Annotated in this window: 17 protein-coding genes; 7 read left to right on the top strand and 10 right to left on the bottom strand. The window is 42.5% G+C overall.

Translation table 11 applies throughout. The features are described from left to right. Positions 1–138: 138 nt before the first annotated feature. The 7 genes from NTX44_13190 (at position 139) to NTX44_13220 (ending at position 8,835) form a co-directional block, all read left to right on the top strand. Positions 139–2,082 carry an ABC-F family ATP-binding cassette domain-containing protein gene (locus NTX44_13190; protein MCX6122557.1) on the top strand — a complete coding sequence of 648 codons (1,944 nt, stop codon included), beginning with the start codon at positions 139–141 and terminating at the stop codon, positions 2,080–2,082. A gap of 109 nt (positions 2,083–2,191) precedes the next feature. After that, positions 2,192–3,637: a xanthine dehydrogenase small subunit gene (gene xdhA, locus NTX44_13195; GenBank protein MCX6122558.1), complete on the top strand. Its 1,446-nt coding sequence runs from the start codon at positions 2,192–2,194 to the stop codon at positions 3,635–3,637. Between the two features lie 17 nt (positions 3,638–3,654). Further along, positions 3,655–4,011 (top strand): four helix bundle protein, encoded by a 357-nt coding sequence (locus tag NTX44_13200; protein ID MCX6122559.1) that lies wholly within the window; start codon positions 3,655–3,657, stop codon positions 4,009–4,011. Next, positions 4,008–6,338 carry a xanthine dehydrogenase molybdopterin binding subunit gene (gene xdhB / locus NTX44_13205; protein ID MCX6122560.1) on the top strand — a complete coding sequence of 777 codons (2,331 nt, stop codon included), beginning with the start codon at positions 4,008–4,010 and terminating at the stop codon, positions 6,336–6,338. The genes NTX44_13200 and xdhB overlap by 4 nt, the downstream gene beginning before the upstream one ends. A gap of 35 nt (positions 6,339–6,373) precedes the next feature. Further along, positions 6,374–7,510, top strand: a complete 1,137-nt coding sequence (locus NTX44_13210; protein ID MCX6122561.1) for an XdhC family protein — start codon at positions 6,374–6,376, stop codon at positions 7,508–7,510. Between the two features lie 45 nt (positions 7,511–7,555). After that, positions 7,556–7,954, top strand: coding sequence for a response regulator (locus tag NTX44_13215; GenBank protein ID MCX6122562.1), 399 nt, complete (start codon positions 7,556–7,558; stop codon positions 7,952–7,954). Further along, complete coding sequence (locus tag NTX44_13220) at positions 7,951–8,835, top strand: MBL fold metallo-hydrolase (GenBank protein ID MCX6122563.1); 885 nt, start codon at positions 7,951–7,953, stop codon at positions 8,833–8,835. Before NTX44_13215 ends, NTX44_13220 begins: the two co-directional genes overlap by 4 nt. Before the next feature lie 9 nt (positions 8,836–8,844). Here the strand turns inward: NTX44_13220 and NTX44_13225 are convergent, their stop codons facing one another. The 10 genes from NTX44_13225 to NTX44_13270 all read right to left on the bottom strand — a co-directional run bounded on the left by NTX44_13225 (position 8,845) and on the right by NTX44_13270 (position 21,644). Beyond that, positions 8,845–9,975 (bottom strand): glycosyltransferase, encoded by a 1,131-nt coding sequence (locus NTX44_13225; GenBank protein MCX6122564.1) that lies wholly within the window; start codon positions 9,973–9,975, stop codon positions 8,845–8,847. A 29-nt stretch (positions 9,976–10,004) separates the two neighbouring features. Then, a complete protein-coding gene (gene amrB / locus NTX44_13230) occupies positions 10,005–11,033 on the bottom strand; it encodes an AmmeMemoRadiSam system protein B (GenBank protein MCX6122565.1) in 1,029 nt (342 codons plus the stop codon). A 175-nt stretch (positions 11,034–11,208) separates the two neighbouring features. Further along, on the bottom strand, positions 11,209–12,177 hold the full coding sequence (locus tag NTX44_13235) for a hypothetical protein (protein ID MCX6122566.1): 969 nt from the start codon (positions 12,175–12,177) through the stop codon (positions 11,209–11,211). After that, a complete protein-coding gene (locus NTX44_13240) occupies positions 12,174–12,929 on the bottom strand; it encodes a hypothetical protein (protein ID MCX6122567.1) in 756 nt (251 codons plus the stop codon). The genes NTX44_13235 and NTX44_13240 overlap by 4 nt, the downstream gene beginning before the upstream one ends. Continuing rightward, the gene (locus NTX44_13245) at positions 12,926–13,504 is read right to left on the bottom strand and encodes an RNA polymerase sigma factor (protein ID MCX6122568.1); all 579 of its coding nucleotides are present in this window, start codon (positions 13,502–13,504) and stop codon (positions 12,926–12,928) included. The genes NTX44_13240 and NTX44_13245 overlap by 4 nt, the downstream gene beginning before the upstream one ends. A gap of 173 nt (positions 13,505–13,677) precedes the next feature. Continuing rightward, positions 13,678–14,778, bottom strand: a complete 1,101-nt coding sequence (locus NTX44_13250; GenBank protein MCX6122569.1) for a DUF4097 family beta strand repeat-containing protein — start codon at positions 14,776–14,778, stop codon at positions 13,678–13,680. Between the two features lie 31 nt (positions 14,779–14,809). Then, a complete protein-coding gene (locus NTX44_13255) occupies positions 14,810–16,102 on the bottom strand; it encodes a serine hydrolase (protein MCX6122570.1) in 1,293 nt (430 codons plus the stop codon). Positions 16,103–16,192: 90 nt separating this feature from the next. Beyond that, complete coding sequence (locus tag NTX44_13260; protein ID MCX6122571.1) at positions 16,193–17,071, bottom strand: DUF5020 family protein; 879 nt, start codon at positions 17,069–17,071, stop codon at positions 16,193–16,195. Positions 17,072–17,246: 175 nt separating this feature from the next. Then, positions 17,247–19,889 (bottom strand): DUF5916 domain-containing protein, encoded by a 2,643-nt coding sequence (locus NTX44_13265; GenBank protein MCX6122572.1) that lies wholly within the window; start codon positions 19,887–19,889, stop codon positions 17,247–17,249. 288 nt (positions 19,890–20,177) lie between these two features. Continuing rightward, complete coding sequence (locus NTX44_13270; protein ID MCX6122573.1) at positions 20,178–21,644, bottom strand: C69 family dipeptidase; 1,467 nt, start codon at positions 21,642–21,644, stop codon at positions 20,178–20,180. Between the last annotated feature and the right edge of the window lie 143 nt (positions 21,645–21,787).

Genomic DNA, 21,787 nt, shown 5'->3' on the forward strand with positions numbered 1-21,787 from the left:
ATCATTATGAGACACGACAAAGAATCTAATGTTTTAGCTTGAAAATAAAGTATAGGTTCTGTACTGTGCCCAGAGTTACAGTAGACGAACAAATTTTCGGATATATTCATTAGATAGTATACCGCTCACGAAATCGTTATGTTATCACTTGAACATATTACTATTCAATTTGGAGAACGTTCGCTGTTTGAAGATGTGACAGCGACTATTGGTCCGCGAGACCGTATAGGACTGGTCGGTTCAAACGGCAGCGGTAAATCTACACTTTTGAAAGCAATAGTTGGTATTCAGCAAACCGATGTTGGAACTATCAATAAAGCGCAATATGTAACCGTCGGGTACCTGCCGCAAGATGGTGTCACCGCCTTCGGCTGCACTTTGTACCAAGAATCAGAGACTGCTTTTGAAGATGTACTGCAAGTCCAACGCGAACTCGATGACGCACACCAACAACTCACAACACTCGATCCTTCCGGCAGCGACTTTGCAGACACGCTGGAAGTATTAGGTGAACTCCAACATAAATTAGAAGACCTCGATGCCTATCGGATGAAATCCAAAATCGAACGCATTCTTATGGGACTTGGATTTTCCATACATGATTTCGAGCGCATGACGGAGGAGTTCAGCGGCGGCTGGCAGATGCGTATCGCACTTGCGAAATTACTTTTAAAAGAACCCAATGTCCTCCTCCTTGATGAACCGACAAATCATCTCGATATTGAAACGCTCCAATGGCTGGAAGAATATCTCCACCAGTATAACGGCGCCATCATGCTTGTCTCGCACGACCGCACTTTTCTCGACAATCTTACGACGAAAACATTTTCACTCAGCCGCGGCAAATTCGAAAGCTATGCCGGCAATTACTCTTTCTATGAAACAGAGCGCGAAGTACGCAAAGAACTTTTGGTAAGCCAGCTCAAGAACCAACAGCAGCACATCAAACAAACACAAGAATTTATAGATCGATTCCGGTACAAGGCAACCAAGGCGCGCCAGGTACAAAGCCGGATCAAACAGTTGGAAAAGATTGATATCGTGGAAGTAGAAAGTGAAGAAGACGAAATCCATTTTCATTTTCCACCGCCACAGCAAAGCGGGCGGGTCGTGATGGAATTAAACAATATCGGCAAACACTACGGCGCCTTAGAGGTTTTCAATAACCTTGATTACAAAGTTGAACGAGGTGATCGTATCGCAATCGTCGGCGTCAACGGCGCTGGTAAATCAACACTATCGAGAATTCTTGCCGGCGTAGAATCCTACGACGCAGGCGAGCGCATTATTGGTTACAATGTCGTACCATCGTACTTCGCACAAGATCAAGCGGAGGAACTCGACCTCACCAAGGACGTACTGCAAACGGTTGAGGAATCTGCAGGAACAGAAACTCGCGCACAGCTTCGTACACTTCTTGGTTCCTTTCTTTTTCACGGCGATGATGTTTTTAAGAGCGTCTCCGTTCTTTCCGGCGGTGAGAAGAGCAGGCTTGCGTTGGCAAAAATGCTGCTGCAGCCGGCAAACTTTCTGATCATGGACGAGCCGACGAATCATCTTGACATGAAATCAAAACGTGTGCTGCAGGAAGCTCTGTCAAAGTATGAAGGCACGTTCGCCATTGTATCGCATGACCGTGCTTTTCTCGATCCCATCGTCAACAAGGTTTTAGAAGTGAAACCCGGTTTGCTCAGAACGTTCCTTGGCAATCTCTCCGATTATATCATAAAGAAAAAAGAGGAACGCCAACAAGCAGTTCAGAATATTGAAAAGTTAGATGCGCCTCCGTCCGACGAAACACAGACGACATGGCAAGAACAACAAAAACGCCGCAAGAGCATTGCTCGCGATGTTCGTGCTGCGAAGAAGAAGGTTGAAGAAGCTGAGGCATTAATCCATCAGCTGGAAACACGGAAAAAAGAGGTCGAAGTGTTGCTTGCAAATCCCGACTTCTATAAAAACGGCGCAGAAGCGAAATTGATTTCGGCAGAATATAAAGATGTGCAAATCCAAATCGAAAAGGCATATGCCTATTGGTCTGATTTGATTCATCAACTTGATCAAGTGGAGAAAGACGTTTGATACTTCCCTGTGAACGAAATAAGAGAGGTGTCATACATTCGAGTTGAAACTTGACAAGGGAATTGCTAAACTGTACTAGGTTTCTTCAATGTATTGTTAGAAGGCGTTTATGCTGACTACGATTTCCTATGTTCTCGATGGCAAAATTGTTACACTCGATTTCAATTCCGCTTCACAACTCACACCAACAACAACGGTTCTCAATTATCTTCGAAGTCTGCCGAATCATAAAGGCGTAAAAGAAGGTTGTGCCGAAGGCGACTGCGGTGCTTGCACAGTTGTCATTGGAGAATTTGCTGCCGGCAGTAAAATCCATTATCGAAGCGTTGATTCATGCCTCATATTCCTGCCGATGCTGCACGGCAAACAAATTGTAACAATCGAGAACCTGCAAAATAAAAAAGGACAATTGCACAACGTTCAATCTGCAATGGTGGAAACCGGCGGAAGCCAGTGTGGATTTTGCACGCCGGGAATTGTCATGTCGTTGTTCTCGCTCTACAAGAATCACACCATGCCAACACGAGAACAAATTGATGATGCGATCACCAGTAATTTGTGCAGATGTACCGGTTACAAACCGATCGTGGAGGCTGCTGCGCAAGCCTGCGTTCATGATGGAATCGATCATTTCACAGACGATGAACCGACAACCATTGAACTTCTCAAGTCCATTCCACACGAATCTATTTCTATAAGAACAAAGGATCAGGAATACTTCCGTCCGAACAATCTAAAAGAAGCTCTTTCACTGAAAAGTAAACATCCTGATGCTATTATCATCTCTGGTTCAACGGATGTTGCATTACGTGTAACAAAAGGACATGAGGTCTTACCACAACTCATTGATCTCTCTGGCGTTGAAGAGTTGCAATCTATGCTGGAAACCGACGATACACTCACACTTGGCGCAGGAATGATTCTTAGCGATGTGCATCAAGCTGTAAAGAACAATTATCCTGCACTGTACGCAATTTTGTCAATCTTCGGCTCACAGCAAATCAGGAACCTCGCTACGCTTGGCGGCAATCTCGGAACAGCATCTCCTATCAGCGACACGCTGCCCGTGCTGATGGCATATATTGCAACTATCATTCTCCAAAGCACCAATGCAAAACGCGAAATCACCCTGGATGATTTCATACTTGGTTATCGGAAGACCGCTCGCAAACCAGATGAACTGATTACAGCAGTACGCCTGCTTAAATCGCAAAATGGCACCATCATCAAATCGTATAAAATCTCCAAACGTAAAGATCTCGACATTTCTACGGTAAGTGCAGGATGTAGATTGGAATTGAATAGTAACAAATCGGTAAAAGCAATCAAACTTATCTATGGTGGTATGGCAGATTGTGTAAAACACGCGACTCAAACAGAACAATTCCTTGCTGGGAAATTATGGAAACGTGAAATAGTGGAAGAAGCAATGCAGTTCATTAATAACGACTTCACACCAATTTCCGATGCACGCGGCTCTGCAGAATTTAGAACAATCGCTGCAAAAAACCTGCTCCTTAAATTCTGGGCAGATACAGTGAACAATGAGCAATGAGCAGTGACGAGTGACGAATGGCAAAAGAAAGTATTGTTCGAGAGAAAGCGTTTAAGTTTGCAGTCAGAATTGTAAAGTTATACCAATTTCTATCAATCGAAAAAAAGGAATTTGTTCTCTCGAAACAGATATTACGTAGTGGTACTTCTATTGGTGCAAATATTGAAGAAGCAGATGGTGCAATTTCAAAAAAGGAATTTTCAAATAAGATTTCCGTTGCCTACAAGGAAGCAAGAGTAACTTCCTATTGGTTGCGTTTACTGCAAGCCACTGATTTCATTGAAAAACATCTATTCGAATCTTTAGCGGCCGATTGTGACGAATTGTGCAAACTTCTCTTTGCAATCATAAGAACCGCGAGGATCAAAAATTGATCACTGCTCATTCATCACTGATCACTATGAACATTCCGCACGAATCAGCTTCAAAGCATGTAACCGGCGAAGCGATCTATATTGATGACATTCTTGTAAGCGATCAGTTGTTAGTCGGTCGGGTAGTTTATAGTCCTCATGCACATGCCAAGATTAAATCGTTTGATGTAAGCGAAGCAAAGAAGTCAGAGGGCGTTCATGCGGTGCTCTGTTACAAGGATATTCCCGGACACAACCAGATGGGACCGGTTGTGAGTGACGAGCTCTGCCTCGCCATTGACGAAGTGACATTCGTAGGACAAGCAATATTCCTTATTGCCGCCGAGACCGAAGCGCAGGCCCAAATTGCTGAGAAATTAATAAAAGTTGATTATGAGGTGCTTGAACCGATTCTCACAATCGAGCAAGCAATCGAGAAAAACAATCTGCTCGGCCCGCCGCGCACTATGCAGCGTGGCGATGCAGATAGTGCGCTCGTTTCGGCACCGCATGTATTAAAAGGAAAAATCAAAACTGGCGCACAGGAACATTGGTACCTTGAATCGCAAATCAGTCTCTGTATTCCCGGTGAACATAACGAGATGAACGTCTTCAGCGGGACACAGAATCCAACCGAAACACAAATTCTTGTCGCAGAAGTGCTTGGCATCTCATTGAATGAAGTTGTTGTAGAAATCCGACGTATGGGCGGTGCTTTCGGCGGAAAAGAAACGCAGGCAAATCACGTTGCTTGTTGGACTGCGCTCCTTGCGCGGGCAACGAAACGCCCGGTAAAGATTCGTCTTTTCCGTGATGATGATATGATTATGACCGGCAAGCGCCATCGTTTTCTGACGCGCTACGAAGTTGGATTTGATGATAACGGAAAACTGCTCGCACTGAAATTGGAACTAAACAGCGATGGCGGCGCAGCAACCGACTTATCGTTCGCAATTATGGAACGAGCTATGCTCCACGCTGACAATGCATACTTCATTCCCAACATGACGGTTCTTGCACGTGTATGGAAAACAAATCTGCCTTCCAACACCGCATTCCGGGGATTTGGCGGACCACAGGGAATGGCAGCGATAGAAACTATCATCGATCGTGCTGCGCGGTATCTGAAAAAAGATGCGCTTGAGATTCGCTTTGCAAATTTCTATGGCATCGAAACAAACAACATCACGCATTATGGTCAGCAGATCGAGAACAACAGGCTCTTTGTCATTTACGATCAATTAATGAAATCGTCAGAATATTATGAGCGACGAAGCAAAGTGAATAATTTCAACGCTGCGCATGAATTCATCAAAAAAGGTCTTGCCTGCACACCGGTAAAATTTGGTATCTCGTTCACCACAACATTTCTTAATCAAGCCGGAGCGATTGTTAATGTATATACCGACGGTACGATCCTCGTCAACCATGGCGGCACAGAAATGGGTCAAGGATTGCACACAAAGATTCAGCAAATTGCAGCGGCAGAATTTGGCGTCAGCTTGGAACGCGTGAAGGTGAGCGCCACGAACACATCTAAAGTCCCAAACACATCCGCTACAGCGGCATCTTCCGGCACGGATCTCAACGGTGCCGCAGTGAAGAATGCCATCGACATACTCAAGGCTCGCATCGCCGAGGAAATAGCAAAAGTGTTTTCAGAAAAGAACCCCGGCAATCCAACAGTACCGAATTCCATTATGTTCCAGGATGACGTTATCTTTGATTCCATTCATCCTGATCGGCGAATGAAGTTTGAAGAAGTCATGAACTTAATGCGCTTGCATCAAATAAGCCTTAGTTCCACCGGATATTACCGCACACCTGAAATCGGCTGGGATAAACAGAAAGGTTGGGGCACACCATTCTATTATTTTTCATTCGGAATGTGCGTTTCGGAAATAGAATTAGATATTCTCACTGGGCGGCATACATTTGTACGCGTCGACATTTTACACGATGCCGGGAAATCACTTAATCCGCTCATCGACCGCGGGCAGATTGAAGGCGGTTTCATCCAGGGCGTTGGCTGGTGTACAACCGAAGAAATTAAATGGGATGACAAAGGCAGACTCATGACGCACTCGCCAGATACATACAAAATTCCAACGGTGCAGGACATCCCAAAGGATTTTCGTGTAGAACTCTTGCAGGGCTATCCTAATCCTGTCGCGATTCGACAAAGCAAGACGGTAGCTGAACCGCCATTGATGTACGGACTTTCAACGTGGCTCGCTATCAAAGATGCTGTTTCGGCAACTAGAAATCATGAAATCGAACCTGAGTTTTCTCTTCCAGCAACGAATGAAGTAATCCTTCTGTCGATTGAGAAGCTCAAAAGAAAATAATCATTACCGGATAAATGAAAGCGTATTGATAATACATGGATATTTACAAGGAACTCCTCGATTCACTTGAAACAGAAGAACAAATTATTCTGGCGACTATTGTCTCCACAAAGGGCTCGACACCATCGGCAGCGCTTTCAAAAATGATTATCAAGAATCAAGGCAAGACATCTATTGGAACTATTGGCGGCGGATGTGTTGAGGCAGATGTTTTGGGGCGGGCACAACAGAAACTTCAAACGGGGACTGTAGAGACACTGTGCTTTGAATTGCGCGAAGACGAGTATATTCAAGGATTAATCTGCGGCGGCACAATCAATGTTTTGCTGGAGCCAATCGGTAGAGATCTCATTCCATTTTTCCGCGATCTCAAATCTATCCGTGATAATGGAAATGATTCTGTTATTGGCACGTTTCTTAACTCTGATGGTTGTGTTAAGTGTAAAACAATTCTTGCTGAAATGCGAAGCACTGAACTTTGCTTAAACAAAGAGCAAGAATCATACTGGCAAATGCTTCTGCAAAAAGCTGCGTCGCCGTTGCAAAATACATTCGTCGAAATTATTGCATCTTCTTTGAAGCATCAGGGTGTCACTCGCATTCCATTGAATGAAGGCGAACTCATTTTTGAACCTGTCCCCGGTTTGCCAAATCTTATTCTTTTCGGAGGCGGTCATGTCTCCAAGGCAATTTGCAAATCAGCGGCTTCCTGCGGATTTCAAGTAACTGTCACCGATGATCGAGAAGCGTTTTGCAATCCTGCCCGATTTCCAGAAGCATCCAAAACCGTTGTTTCCGATTTTTCTGAAGTTTTTAACCGTATTACCATCAAACCGACAACGTATCTTGTCATTGTAACACGCGGACATCAATATGATGAAGAAGTTCTAGAAAAAGCGCTGAAAACCCCGGCACACTATATCGGAATGATGGGAAGTCAACGGAAAGTCTTGACGTCATATAAACGGCTTCTACAATACGGTTTTAACAGCGAAGATCTCAAGCGCGTTCAATCTCCAATTGGAATTGAGGTTGGTGCGGTTACTCCAGAAGAAATTGCAATAAGTGTCGTTGCACAACTTATTCGCGTTCGTCGTGGTTATTCAAAATCAGCCATTGATAAATCTGAAGCGATGTATTCCTTTTTTCATAAAAACGACGTACCATCTTAAGAGTACCTAAAATAATTCAAATCACATGATAAAAGAAAATAATTCATGGATGCGACTGCACCAAAACGAAAAGTATTAATTATCGATGACGATCCTTCACTTCGACGTCTCGTGCAGGTTCTTTTTGAACGTGACGGGTTTGATGTATCCCTTGCGAGCGAAGGCAGTGAAGGAGTCCAACTGGCATTGATGAATCCTCCACATATCATCATTCTCGACATTATGATGGAAGGACTTCATGGATTTGAAGTATGCAAGATGCTTCGCGCTAATTCAAGTATGCGACGTACTGCCATTATTATCATATCGGGGAAATCGTACAAACCGGATATCGATAAGGCTATGGAACTCGGTGCTGATGCGTATGTTGTAAAACCTTTTTCACCCAAAGAGCTTCTTCAAATTGCCATCGAACATATGAATAAACGAGCAAGTCAACTATGATGAAGATAAAGTTTTGGGGAACACGGGGTTCTATTCCTTCACCGGGTAAATCGACAGTGAAATATGGTGGAAACACATCCTGTGTGGAAGTGCGTGCCGGAAAACAAATACTCATTTTTGACGCTGGCACTGGCATCCGAGATCTTGGCAATCAGCTTCTCCATGAATTTAAATCGCAGCCGGTCACAGTGCATCTGTTCATTAGCCATACGCACTGGGATCACATACAAGGGTTTCCTTTTTTCATGCCAGCGTATAACAAAAACTTTCAGATCATCGTCTACGGTCCTCCTGCACGCGATAAAAGTCTTAAAGATTTATTTAAATTTCAGATGGACTCAGAATATTTTCCGGTGCCGTTAGGCGGTTTGAATGCACAGATCGTCATGCAGGAAGTCCGCGAACCATTCCGTATTGGCGATTTACAGATTACATCGTTCTATATGAACCATCCCGCGATGACGCTCGCCTATAAAATTTTCGACGGGGAAAAAACATTCGTCTTCGCCACAGATAATGAACCTTATCGGTACACGCTTCATGCCGTGCGCAAAGATCCGCTTGCTTCACAGTACGGTGCAGAGTTAGATCAGAAGTTCATCGAGTTTATCAGTGGAGCTGACTTCGTAGTGTGTGACGCTCAGTACACTCTCGAAGAGTATCGGTTAAAAGTCGGTTGGGGACACTCCCCCATCGAATCAGTTATGGAGTTTGCCATAAAGGCAAATGTGAAACAGTTAGCGTTGTACCATCACGACCCATCGCACGACGATGCCGCAGTTGATGCAATAGTAAAGCACGCTCAGCAATTAATTTCATCACAAAAATCTTCTGTGCAATGTTTCGGCGCTTCTGAAGGTATGGAAATAACGCTGGCATAAAGCCCGTACTCACTTCAATGATCCTTTGAATCGTTGTGCGACGTACTCCATCATGTGCTGTTTGAAGATCGCTCGATCAAACTTTTCTGCATGTCGACGAACAGCATACGGATCGATTTTCAATTTTGAAAGTGATTTGACAGCTGTCGTGAGGGCTTCGACAGTTGATTCATAGAAGAAAACACCGGTTGACGAAACACCATTTGCAACGACCGTTTCCAATGCGCCCCCTTTCCCAAATGCAACCACGGGCTTGCCGCTTGCCATAGCTTCAAGCGGAACGATACCAAAATCTTCAACTCCGGGAAAAATCAGTGCTCTGCATCCGGCATAAAGCTTCGCAAGACTCTCACCGCTCTGCCAGCCGAGAAATTCGATGTTCCTATTTGCTCTCTTCTCCAATTTTTCTCGTTCAGGGCCAGAACCGACAACGAGAAGTTTTTCACCATAGTTATTAAACGTTTCGATTGCAAGGTCAACCCGTTTATATGGAACTAATGCACTGACAACTAAATAATAGCCATCATCTTTTTCAGAGACTGTGAACTGGTCGGTGCTAACCGGTGGGTAGATAACATCCGAGGTCCTATGATAAATACGCGAGATACGTTCAGCAACATTGTGTGAGTTAGCAATAAAATAGTGAACGCGGTTGCAGGTCCGAACATCCCATCGACGAAGATATGGCGCCACCAGAGCCATTCCTGATCTCGTTATAAATCCGGCGCGCCCTTTTCCAAAATACTCCTCATACTGATCCCAGACATACCGCATGGGAGAATTACAATAGCAGATATGTTTCGCACCATCCCTTGGAATTGCTCCTTTTGCAACAGCAGCGCTTGTTGAGATAATGAGATTATAACCGGAGAAATCCAGTGAGCCAATTGCAAGCGGCATCAGCGGTAAATAATTACGGTACTTCGTTGCCTTCATCGGCAAGTGTTGGATGAATGAATTATTTATTCTCATCCCTTCAATGGTTGGCGACATTGCTCCTTCATTATGAAGCAACGTGAAAACTGTGGCATGGGGGAATAATTCACATAAAACTTCAAGAATCTTTTCGCCGCCGCGCATACCCGTCAGCCAATCTTGAACAAGTGCAACTTTATGAGAGGAAGTTTCACGTAAGTTCATTTTCTTCCGAATCCTTCTTCATAAGACATCTATTCCATGAAATATCCAGCGGACAGATAGCCCACCCAATGCTTCAGTGAAAATGGCGCAGTAGTTCCCATTCCAGTCTGCTTGAGCGGAATGATTCCCTCCGTATATGAATCAGAGTAGCGGAAAATTATTCCCGTGAGCGTCTTCCCAGATAATAGCTGGAGTGTTTTTTGAGTAGCCAACAAACCAAACGGAACCGAGAATTTGCCACACCATACAAAATTTTTCATCTCTAAAGTAAAGTTGCGAATTTTCTCCGATTGGATTGCACCGGCAAGATATTTATCGGCAATTTGTCGATCTCGCTTTGTCCCCTCTGCATGAGCTATACTGTCATCTCCAAACGGAACATTATTAAAATCTTTTCCGTAGTGATTGGCATCTGACGAGTAAAGAAAGAAGATATCTTTTCCGGGAACGAGTTTATTTTCCTTGATATAGGTAACAAGAGCTTCAGAGAGATTTTTTGAAATTTCATCCATTCGTTCGAACGGCATCGCGGTCACCATTATTGGCGTAATATGAATATCGGGATTGAAGTACTGAAGCCATGGAACCATCGCTTCTATAGAATGTTCAAGTCTGTGCGCCTGATTGTTCACGCGAAAGTATTGTGTATCAAGTCTGCTTCTGAGATAATCTCGTAACGGTGAAATTGCAATGTTTCGGCCGCAACCTGCCCATTCTTTGTATTCTTCAAGAAGAAGGATGTTTTGTGGATCGCCGATTTCTTTTCGTACTGTTGCGTGAGTAACACCAAAAATAACTACTTCTTTTGTTCTGAAGGATTGGAAAAGCGGATAATAGACACTCGCAGCATAAAGGAAATCATCATGGGGAGAAATTCCGGCAATAAATGATTGTTGAGGAACTGATCCCCTATCCTTGGTTTCTACATAAGTGATAAGCCGGTTCATTTGTTCCGCATTCCAGCAATAACCAATACTATCACGTACCGGCCGGACTTCCTGAGCAACAAGACCTGACAAGGAGCAGAAAATCAGAAAAGTAATGAGTAGAGTTTTCATCGTATGTATTCCTACCACAGGAAGATAATAGAACATGAGAATGATAACAAAAAAAAGGCCGTCATCAAATACCGAAGGCATGCCTTTGGCAGATGACGGCATCGAAAATAAGGATGAGCTGTTAACGTATTTTCCCGAATACAAATATTCTACAATTGTATTTTGTTTTTTCCAGCTATTTCCTTCTCATACGCGGCAATATCAGGAGTGCAACAATCACAATCAACGCTCCTCCGGTTGCATATGTTGCCCAAGGATTGGCGGTACGGGACTCGACATTCATTGTATAGGCTAAGTATGTGAATTTATCCTCATTAAAAGACCATGTTACTTTGTTCCCTTCCACAGTATTCGCATTGGTATTTAAAATGATCCCAGGCATCACTACTTCGTTAATATAATAACCCCCTGCCCCTATCATAAATTCAATCTTGTCGTCAATCGATTTCACGATGCCATCGATTTGCCGTTCCAATTTATCCCGCAATTTTAGACCAAGGACTCTCTCAAGATATTGCACAATATCTTTTGTGTTATGCTCCGCCTTGTCAATATCGATTTCCTTTTTCTTCGCGATAAAAATACTCACAGGAAGAGATGGATCGTGAAGACTCTTCACTGAATCGATCAACCGACAATAAAATTCTTCTAAAATATTTGCCATCAAGAATTCGTCCATTCTCTTCTTGAACGCTTTGCTGGTATCGCCACGTTCGTATAGCGCATATTCTTCTGCGGTCAAAAATGTCCGGATGGGAATTCTCTGAATCTGTAAGCAGGGATTATACGTTTCTTGATAACTGAAGTACGAAAAGAACCATCGGAATTTCTTTTCAAACTTTAGGTCAACGCCAACTTTACCTGGTCTTCTATATTCATTACTCATTTGGTTAACATCGTCGAACCTCTTACTGGCAACATAGACCTTCTCTGTATCTCCTTCCAACCGAGTCTCCCAGCTTTTATCCGTCGGGATGGGAAAAGATGATGATGTATCACTGACGGGATTGACAACGATAGTTCTCATACACGATCCATCGCTATTGATTTTAGTCGTGGTCTTTTTCTCTTTTTTACAGCCAGATGCGGTTAAAAGAACCAAGACGATGAGGGCAGCAAACCGATAATTCATATGAGTATTCATTGTCGTCCCTTCTTCAGATTGCTTTGTTGCAATTCTTTCTTTAATCGTTCGATTTCATTTCGAAGAGCAGTTATTTCTACGCGATTTTTTTCAGTCACAATAATGGAAGATTCCTCTTTCCTATATTTATCCCACATCTCGTTGAGGCGTGTCTGCGACGCTTTATCTAATGTCCTGTATCCTTTAAGCAGGGCGTTCAAATCCGTTTTCTTCATAAGAACCAAGGTGTTTGTTAATTCCACGGACGATGTACTTCCATTTGACAAATTGTAAAGATCGCTCAGAAAATTCAGAACATTGATTTCTTGTTGGAATATATACGCACGGTTCATTTCACTCTTTTTCCCCAGTCTTTGTTCCAGACTCACAATTGCCTTTGTATCGTTATATTCCATAAACACATATGTCATTCCACACAAGAGGAGAATGATACTGCAAGCGAATCTAATGATTTCCATGCTGAATATATCACTCAAACGATCGAGGAAGGTATTCGTATCAGCATCTGCCACCCATTTCTTTTCGCTAACGATTGCAGCGATAATGGATTCTGTCATTGCTTGCTCATTCCGGATGCGGGGTGTTGCCTCCTTGATTCTGTCAAGGATCCGGTCGGCTTTCGATACTTCTCGAAAGATCGTTTTGCACGTTTCGCAATCAGCAAGATGCTTCTTTAAGAAATTTCTATCAACCGGATCAAAGTCTTCGATTCTTGTTGAGTAAAGAAGCCGCTGTAGTTCTTTGCACGTCATACGCTTGCCTCTAACATTGCTAATTTCTTTCTGATATTTTGTCTTGCGAAAAACAGATTTGTTTTTATCCCCGATTCAGACATGCCGGTAATATCGACAACTTCTTGAATGGTCAGATCTTGAAAATCTCTCAGCAGAAAAATCATTCGTTGCTTTTCAGATAATCCATCGGCTATAGATTTGATTAGTACTGCTATTTCTTTATTCATCAATTCCTGTTCCATATCGGTACTATCGATACAGTCTTCTTTGAGGGAATTATTATTCAATCTCGAAAACACTTTTATTCTTCTCTTGTTGGATTTAGCTTTATCATAACATAGATTGACGACGATCTTGTACATCCATGTTGTAAACTTCATATTCGGATCGAATACATTGAGATGATTCCAAATCCTGATAAAACTTTCCTGGACAACATCTTCGGCATCATCTTCGTCGCATAAGAATCTGAAGGCAATTGCGTATATGTATGATTGATGATATTTGACGATTTTTTCAAAAGCCGTTACATTGCCTTTTTGGGCATCTTCAATAAGTTTCTCAAGTGATTCAGCTGGTTTATTATTCTGCATTCGACGTTGTCTAAGTTCTTGGAATGATACGACACAAGAAGATAAAGGTTAAAGGGGAAGGATGCTATTTATCTATACAGCGCGTATATAGAAAATTACAAAAACTTAATAGGAAAATAAAAAAAGCCACCATCGGAGATAGTGGCTTGTTGTCATTCTGACAAAAGAAATAATTATTTCCCTGACATCCTTAGGATTTCAATATCGCTGTCCGACGTCTCAAGCGTAATCGTCGGGCCACCGCCATTCAATGTATACACTGCATATATCTGATCATCTTCTTCTTTGTTTTCGTACTTATCTGCTTTGAAATCGGAACGGATCGTGCATTTCTTGTGATGCCGCCCCCATCCACGATTGACGTTGATAGTGGCTTCAACAATAGCTTTTGCGTTTTCGGGTAAGGTGAGTTCAATTTCTCCTCCTCCGGTTCTGATCGAACTATTTCCTGTACTGCCCGGGATCAATTCACATTTAATACTTCCTCCGCCTGTTGAGACATTGACAACCCCTGTGATGTCTTCCATCTCCACACTGCCACCGCCGGTTTTGACTTTCGCTCCGTACTTCGCTCCTCGAACATGCACGCCACCGCCGCCTGTTGATATATCAATCCATTCCTTTGCATTTTCCACATTCACACTTCCCCCGCCCGTCGATGCATTCACTTTTCCGCCGGCATCACGAAGGGTAATACTGCCGCCGCCCGTTTTTGCACTCAATGTCCCGGTGACAGTTCCGGTTTCAATGCTTCCTCCGCCGGTTTGCATTTTGGCATCTCCTTCAACCTTGTCTAACTTAATACTACCGCCTCCGGTTTCAACATCCACCTTGCCGATAATGTGATCAATTTTAATACTGCCGCCTTTTGTTTCCGCTGTGAAGCTGCCGGTAAGAACATCATTTTGTTTTATACTTCCACCTGACGTCTGAATATCTACATTAAACTTCGATGGAACTTTCACTGTGAAGACCAGATGGTCAACATTGTGTCTTGAATCTCTGTACTTTACTGTAATATTGTTCCCCGACTGCGATATGACAAGACGCTCAGGGTGGCGTTCATTGACACCTTCTGCTTCAACGAAGACTTCATCCTTCGACCATGATTCGATACGAACGGCGCCCGGTTCTACATCAACTTCAAGCAGCCCGCCTTTTTGAACAACAAAAGATTTTGATTGATAATCAGATGATTCATCCGATTTATTCTGAGCAAACGAGAGCGAGAGCACTACGAAGCTCATTAAAAAGAACGACAGGGTCTTTTTCATTTTTTTCCTCCGTTGAAAAATTGTTGTTTTTTTATTCAATTCTATCAAATATTGGTTTATCATTGACAAATTTAAAAAACATGTACTTATCAAAATCTTCAATATAAAATTTGGTATCCGAAACTGGATGTAGAATAAACCAATCATCGAACAGCAGCCCATACTTGCCATATTCTATTTTTCTGGTTCTCCCCTTCAATTCAATCTGTTGCTGATATTTCTTCAGGTTTGCCGCCGGCATGTCGACAAAATTCATCTGCCGTGAACGTACTTCAAGCGGAATAAGTCTCGGATATGAGATCGGAGCTGAAACATGTGCCTTGATGATCTCTCGAATATACATACCTGTTTTGGTATCGTCGCCATTTCCGCCGTACGTATCGTGGCGTTTGACTAAGACCAAATTATATTTCGGCACAACAACGAGGATATGCCCGCCCCAGCCAAGTGCGGAATACATTGGTATACTGTCATCAAGCATCTGAATCCACCAGAGATATCCGTAGGATTCTTTATAAGTTCGGCGATCCATCGTTGAGTACGGTGTGAAACTTTCCGTAATCCATTCATTTGAGAGGATCCGAGAGTGATCCCAAATACCGTCATTACAATACAAAACTCCAAACCGTGCTAAATCCCTTGCCGACATTTTAATATCGTATTTAGAATATTTCGTTTGAAGAGTTGAATCGTGCCAGAACCTTCCATCAATCAGCCGAAAGTCTTCCATTACCAAGGGTTTCGCAAGAGATTCATTGAATGCCTCAAACAAATTTATCTTAGTTTCATTTTGAAAAATCGATCCAAGAACATTGAAATCCCAATTGTTGTAATAGAAAAAAGTATTGGGCGGATGACTTCCTCTGGCCGGCTTTTCGTCCTTCATACTTTGAGATTCACCCAATGCAGGAAGATACACTCCAGATCGAGCTTTCAATAAATCCTGAATAGTCGCTGACTGTTCCAGTTCAGTCAACTTCACTCTATCATCAATACCAAGTTCCTTTAGAGTTTTATGAATATCGATCCTTCCTCGGACGCTGTAAATACCGTAAAGCGCACTGATCAGACTCTTTCGCATGGAGTGACAATCGTACCTTCGCGTGATGTCTCCTTTCGATAGCAAGACATTACCATTATAAACGACCATCAGGGCTGAGGCGCCGTTCTTCTCGTACAAATCCATGACAGATTTTAATTTTTCAGAAGAAAAACCTGCTTCTTCCGGCGTTGCATATTGCATCCATACTTTTCCCGGATTTTGAGCAACAGTGAGACTCGCAATTGCGAAACTCATGAAGAGAATTATAAATACTTTTTTCATTGACATCATCCATGCATTAATTGTTCGTTAAAAAATTCCGCCGTTTGATTTCGTAATATCCGGGGAAAAAACATCTCCATTACTGCTAATCTAAAATCGGTATTTTATTGCTGCTGACGGATATATCAGCACATTCTCTGAATAGGAATAGATATGATAGTACAGGGTTATTTGCGATCCTATCGAAAAGTTCTTATCCAAATTGAACCATATTTGCGGCTGCCCCCAGAACAGAATCCGCTTCCCGGTCAGGTTCATTGTCAATGCATCGCCCTGGTTCCTGTTCAGCGTAAATAAAACAAAACTGCCTTCGAAAGTAAATTTATTTTCCCAAAAGTGTTTTGACCAATAGAAAGTGACCTGAGCATCATGGTTCGGCCCGTTTAAAATACTGTACCGATAGCTCAATGAGACACTCTGCCAATCATTTCCCCACTGAAACGGATAATCTATTCCAAGCAAGTATGCATTGTTTAAATAATAGCCGTACGACGTGCCTTCGGCGATTCCCAGACCGCCGTTATATTCCAGATGAAGAAAGACCGGTGGTGCCCAAAATTTAAAATCTCTGGATATTTGCATGTAAAACTGGCCAATGTTATTATGTTCCCCGAAAAAGTCAGCTTGCGTTTTTACAAAGAATGAACCTTCATCTAAAAGCTTAAAAAGTTCAAAGGAAAAAGTAGGATAATTGCTTTTATTGTTCTGCGGATCTATGGAATGTCTGAAATCGTATTGTAATTGAAGGCTCTGTGAAAAAACGGGAATCGATGAAATCAAAATTAGTATCGCTATGAACCTTATGCGGTGCATGGTACCAACTCTACCAGAGATAGGTTTTTCCGATGTTTCACGCATGTTCATTGTAAAAATATTATAAGCCAAGCGGTTTTGCCCTTGCTGATAATAAAAAATCAAGAGAGACTGTATCGCCAGAACCGTCAGGAGGATTGCTGTGGTCTCTTTCATAGAGATCCTCCTTTTAATTTACTTGCTGGTATTTCCATCATTTAACCGCATACAGGAATCAGCAGTGTAATATGTAATTTTCAATATTCGAATTTGAAGTGCTCAGTTCTAGCAACTCATCACTGCCGCCGTTGAGAATTGTTTTCAAAGGAATATATCTATTTTGTTTTCTTTTTTAATTCCAGTAGTACGTCATTTTTATCATAAAGATATTATCGGGCACCATACGCCAGAGTTTTTCGGCAGACGGTCCGAACTCAAATTCTCCGAGCTGCTGATCGTTTGAGCGGCTTTGCGTCCATACAAAAAAGAGCACCGAGCCGGGCATATATTCCCACCGGAGGACTGCATTTCCACGGATCGATGTATAATTGTACTGTGGATTGTCGAATGAGAATGAGGCAGCCGGTCCGCTTCCGTCTGGATCGACTGTGTATGTTCCGTTGTTCAATGAAATGGTCGAGCCTCGCGTTCCATAGTCATTAAAATCGTATGAACCGGGGCGCGCAAGCTCTTTGAATTCGAGAAAATCACCTGCAGAAATAAGCGGTTGAACGAATAATTGGAGGCTGAGTTTTGGAGTGAATGTCCAATCAAGCCGTATATTCGCCGATATCGTTGTCTGGTCCATTTTCCCGAAGACATATCGTTTACCGAATGTCGCGGTGGCAGTAGGATCATCGAAGGCATCGACCCACTGCGCATTTTCGATGTACCGTGTGTAGTCCGGCCCGATACTCAACGAAATATTGGCTGCCGGGTGCCACGTCATTGATATATTACTGTATAAATAATTCGCACCGTTGCCGTTGTATCCATTGAAACTTGTGCTGATCACGACCGGTTTCTTCGGATCCGTGTTCCCGTAAAGATTCAATTGAAAAAGAGGCAGATTGAGTGTTATGGGGCCTCCGCGGGTTCTTCGAGTGTTGATAGTTTCAGGATTATACCATCCCCAAATATCGATATAGTAGTAATTAAGAAATTCTGTCCACACTTCGTAATACACTCCCCGCCCCGTGACATCCCCGTCAAAATCATAACTCTGGTATCCTGCTGCAATCGCACCCAACTGCCTGTAAAACGCACTTACTTCGGTCCATTTATATCCTCCACCGATATGCATATTGATCACATCGGCTCGCGAGAGAAAGCCAAGATCGTTTTGATCAAATCTTGGATCGATAACTGCAAAACTGGAATTAAATATAATATTCCCTTTTTGTTTATTGACGAGAAGGCGACCTGCATATCCTGTCATCGATGTTACATTTCGATCGACGCTGTACGACTTCGCATCGGGACGTTGGAAGTAGTGCTGCGAATTTTCCTGCAGCGAGATCATCCGGTCGGTCGATCCGCTTATTTGAGACATCTCAGTCCACCCTGAGAGTACCCATGTCTTGTCTGAATCGAAAAATGTCCAGCCGTCGATTCCAACGACATGTGAACTATTGTTCATATCCGAACGCAACCTATCGTCGGCAAATGAACGGACGGTACTGGTCGTGATGAAACCGATTCCCTGACGCGAATCGTCGAACGTACGTTGTCCCCTGACGATTCCGTAATATGTTGCAGGTTCGATCTCGACGTCATTCGTAACTCCTGAGTTGGATATCTGCCCATATTCCCTTCTGGTTACAGCCTGAATTGTTCCGATGTTCCATGATTCGCCGAGCTTCCCTGTGAGTTTCGCGGCACCGAGAATTCTTGTTCCCGACGGGATATCGGAATAATCGGCATCGGGAATACTGCCCTGCGGGGCGCGGCCGATCCGCCGTGTATAGAAAAACGTCGGAACGGATAAATTGAAACTCCAGAAATTAGTCGCACCTCCATACCCGAAATTAAAAATCGATGCTCCTTCGATGAAGAATGGGCGCTTTTCCTGAAAGTAGGTTTCAACATCGCTCAGATTGATGACCGCAGGATCGACTTCCACTTGTCCGAAATCGGGATTCACTGTCCCGGTCAGCGTAAGATTACTGCCGAGTCCGATTTTCATATCCAGCCCTATTTCCGGCGTATATTTGGATCCGTTATGGAACGGATTCCCTGTCGGATAGTGGATGTATTCTGCGCGGGTTGTAACATAGGGCATAATCTCGATCTGCTGCGACGGTTCAATGTTCTCGATGCCGATGAGATGAACGAATCGCGAAGTGAATCCGCTCCCGTTTTTCGGTTGGAACGTGATATAATCATCTTCACTTTTCCGTCTGATGTCCCGCTTGAAATCTATCCCCCAGATTTGCTGATCGCTTTTATGGTACCTGAGTTGCGAGAACGGGATTCGCATTTCGACACACCATCCGAGCGAATCGATCGTCGCTTTACCTTCCCAGACTCCATCCCATGAATTATCTGTCCATTCATCATTATAGAGAACACCGTCTTGATATGTACCCGCTGCATCGATTCCAAAAAAGAATCCCGTCCGATGATCGTTATACGGATCAAGAGCGATAAAAAAATCGTCCGAGTTTTGATCGGCATCCTTTCGTCCAAGCCGGGCGATAATGGAATCAGCATGTCGGTCATAGAGACGGGCTCCGACATAGAGAGCATCGTCGTCATAAAGGATGCATACGACTGTCTTTTCTGAAGCTGGCGCCCATTCAACCGGATCGCGCTGAATAAAATCCGACGTTTGAGGAGCTTCCCCCCATATCTTCTCGGATAATTTTCCATCAATGACAATCGGTTGTGCCGTTCGTATTGCCCGAACATCGGGATGTGGTATGCGGATTGAATCGCTTGCCGCTGCATATTCAACGGTAGTGAGAAAAGAAAATAGCACAACAATAATCTTCATGAGCAATTCCAAAGTGAAGAATTAATTTGTTTTTCTGAGTAAAAATAACATCAGGTCAAACGATCCATTCCATCATATATGACTTACAGACCAACGTGATGTCACCCCACGTAAAACATAAGACGCACGAATTTTGTTAGCTTTTTCATCAGTTTCATATGATTCTTTGGGGAATTCCGACTCCACGATATTGGGTTACGAAGCATTTACTTATCAAGTTGCACTAACCTGCGAGTGAATTACAGAATTTGAAACACCTACTTCTCCTGTTATTGCTTATAGACGATGTTAGCGGCTGGAATTTTCTAATTTCCCCTTTGTTTCAATCAAAGCCTTTTCAGCAAAACTATTTGTCAAAGCTGCTAATATTTGTCTCGCTTTTTCAGGATTTGATTTATAAATATTTAATATTTCGTTTTCCTTCAGTTTTATTGTATTGAAAACATCCATTTCAAAATTGTCTTTCCACTTTTTTAATGATTCTATTTCTTTCCCATAACAACTATCTACTTTCGTAGCAAAATCATCAAAGACCCAACAAGCATGGTGAGGATACATTGCTTTGTATTCTCTGTTTTTAATGTTATAGTCCCGCAAAGCATTTATATAATTTTCTTGTTCATAGTCTGATAATATTTTGGTAATGCCATAGTACCAAGGAATGAAAGGTTGAATACAAGGATGTCTGGGAGCAATCCACATAATATTTCCGATATCAGCAGGTAGCCAATTGCGCAACTGAGTAATACAGCTATAATCATTAAGACCATTACATATACTCAAAGTATCTATACTATTACTATGAGGACAACCATTGTTGTACGAAGGGTCTTTTGCAAATTGGGTACTCTCATAATGATTCTGCAAGAATCCCATCAGATCTTGAATACTCACTTTTTGCTTTGGCTTAAACGAAAAAGGGAAATCGTCGTATAGATTATATTGTTTTTCAGATAGCTTGTTTAAAATAACCCATTTGCGGGCAATATTAAAAATTGCTTCTTGTCTATCTTTTCGACCATATACTTTTCTAAAATTAAAAGATTTATCTGTTTGAGGATCGTACCAGCCATTACTTATTGCATATTCGATAATATCGGGTGAGGAAAGAAAGTTTAAGGTATCTGAAATATTGAAGTCGTCAATAACATAATAATTAGGTATAATTGCTACTTCATCATCTGGAAGTCGCTTGGCTATCCAATGTTTGCTATATGTCACTTCAAATACCCATGCTTCATTCGGGTCAACTATTAAATAATCTCTTCCCGATTTTGTATAACCATATCGCTCAACCAATGTACCTGCAATTTTTACTGCCTCTCTCGCAGACCTTGCTCTTTCAATAACAAGTCTTCTCAGATTATGCTGAATCTTGGCTTCGCCATTGACAACTTTAGAACGACCTCCATCAGATGTAATGGCAACTCCCCATTCGTTTAAATATTGTTCTTCGTTATAAGTTGAACCTGAAATCCATAAATAGGCATATGTTTCATTGACTTCATCAATGGAATCCAAAGCATCAACAAATATTTGCTTTTCGCCAGGTCTATGGTTTATTCTTGGGACTCTATGCAAATCAACAAAATTCTGACCTTCATCATCTTCGTTATGGGCAAAAAATACCGAACCATCAACGGAAGCATCTTTTCCCACCAAAATGGAAAAGCAGTTTAAATCAAATTCACATTGTCCAAATAAATTTGAATAATGTAATACGACAATCAGTATTGATATAAATAATTCTTTCATATTATTTTTCTTACTTGAGTGATGAGCTTTTTTTTACTTGCCGTTAACATTTTTACTTCCGCAGCTTATGAATCTCGATATTAGAATTTGAAGTGCTCAATTCAATCAACTCACCGCCGCCGTTGGCTACACACGATGTTAGC

It is taken from the genome of Ignavibacteriales bacterium, assembly GCA_026390575.1.
In the GTDB taxonomy this organism is placed as follows: Bacteria; Bacteroidota; Ignavibacteria; order UBA10030; family UBA10030; genus Fen-1298.

Bases quoted from the DNA above. Each gene is read 5' to 3' on its own strand.
- NTX44_13190 (MCX6122557.1), top strand. From the start codon at position 139: ATGTTATCACTTGAACATATTACTATTCAATTTGGAGAACGTTCGCTG.
- xdhA (MCX6122558.1), top strand. From the start codon at position 2,192: ATGCTGACTACGATTTCCTATGTTCTCGATGGCAAAATTGTTACACTC.
- NTX44_13200 (MCX6122559.1), top strand. From the start codon at position 3,655: ATGGCAAAAGAAAGTATTGTTCGAGAGAAAGCGTTTAAGTTTGCAGTC.
- NTX44_13210 (MCX6122561.1), top strand. From the start codon at position 6,374: ATGGATATTTACAAGGAACTCCTCGATTCACTTGAAACAGAAGAACAA.
- NTX44_13215 (MCX6122562.1), top strand. From the start codon at position 7,556: ATGGATGCGACTGCACCAAAACGAAAAGTATTAATTATCGATGACGAT.
- NTX44_13220 (MCX6122563.1), top strand. From the start codon at position 7,951: ATGATGAAGATAAAGTTTTGGGGAACACGGGGTTCTATTCCTTCACCG.
- NTX44_13225 (MCX6122564.1), bottom strand. From the start codon at position 9,975: ATGAACTTACGTGAAACTTCCTCTCATAAAGTTGCACTTGTTCAAGAT.
- amrB (MCX6122565.1), bottom strand. From the start codon at position 11,033: ATGAAAACTCTACTCATTACTTTTCTGATTTTCTGCTCCTTGTCAGGT.
- NTX44_13235 (MCX6122566.1), bottom strand. From the start codon at position 12,177: ATGAATACTCATATGAATTATCGGTTTGCTGCCCTCATCGTCTTGGTT.
- NTX44_13240 (MCX6122567.1), bottom strand. From the start codon at position 12,929: ATGACGTGCAAAGAACTACAGCGGCTTCTTTACTCAACAAGAATCGAA.
- NTX44_13245 (MCX6122568.1), bottom strand. From the start codon at position 13,504: ATGCAGAATAATAAACCAGCTGAATCACTTGAGAAACTTATTGAAGAT.
- NTX44_13250 (MCX6122569.1), bottom strand. From the start codon at position 14,778: ATGAAAAAGACCCTGTCGTTCTTTTTAATGAGCTTCGTAGTGCTCTCG.
- NTX44_13255 (MCX6122570.1), bottom strand. From the start codon at position 16,102: ATGAAAAAAGTATTTATAATTCTCTTCATGAGTTTCGCAATTGCGAGT.
- NTX44_13260 (MCX6122571.1), bottom strand. From the start codon at position 17,071: ATGAAAGAGACCACAGCAATCCTCCTGACGGTTCTGGCGATACAGTCT.
- NTX44_13265 (MCX6122572.1), bottom strand. From the start codon at position 19,889: ATGAAGATTATTGTTGTGCTATTTTCTTTTCTCACTACCGTTGAATAT.
- NTX44_13270 (MCX6122573.1), bottom strand. From the start codon at position 21,644: ATGAAAGAATTATTTATATCAATACTGATTGTCGTATTACATTATTCA.